The sequence below is a fragment of the Campylobacter concisus genome (genome assembly GCF_002914195.1).
GTDB classification, from domain to species: domain Bacteria; phylum Campylobacterota; class Campylobacteria; order Campylobacterales; family Campylobacteraceae; genus Campylobacter_A; species Campylobacter_A concisus_M.
Genome location: NZ_PPAU01000082.1, coordinates 1 through 603, shown reverse-complemented (window position 1 = coordinate 603; position 603 = coordinate 1). Strand labels below are relative to the sequence as shown.

Annotated in this window: 1 protein-coding gene; it reads right to left on the bottom strand. The window is 34.3% G+C overall.

Features of this window, described 5'->3' with window-relative positions:
* Positions 1-226: 226 nt before the first annotated feature.
* Positions 227-603 (bottom strand): tyrosine-type recombinase/integrase (locus CYP28_RS02195; protein WP_181000411.1); only part of this gene is annotated, 377 nt, incomplete at its 5' end.

The window sequence follows — 603 nt, the reverse complement described above, 5'->3', positions numbered from 1 at the left end:
GTCTAGAACAAAGAGGATAGGTATAAATGGCGTGGAATTTATAGTTTTAAATGGTGTAATGAAAGTTTAGAATTCCCCAAGCGCGCTTAAAATCGTCATCAAGCGACCATTTTAAATAATGTTATGCAAGTTTAAAAATGGCAATAACAATATGCCAGTTAAAGCTTCGCACGTTTTAAACAAAATTTGAAATTTTAAAAAACATTTTGATTGACAACCCCTTGGCTTAATTTCCCTCTATTCGCCTCATCTCTTTTTTGACCATATCCCCAGTAGCGTCTGCATAGATCATTGTTGTCTGTATCTTTTTGTGCCTAAGAGCCTTTTGGATAACGCCTAAATTTGTATTTTTCTCGACCATATTCATGGCAAACGAGTGCCTTAATATATGGCAACCCCTTTTATTTACTATGCCACATTTTCTATATATACGCTCTAGTAAAGTATATACGCATTGCCTAGAAATAGGCTTGTCGCCATTTTTATTTGTAAAGATATAGCTTTCAGGTGGATATATACTAGATAGCCTCTCAAAATCATCTTCTATATGACTTTTTGCTATATATGCCGTTTGATACTCTCCACCTTTGGCTAGTATATTTA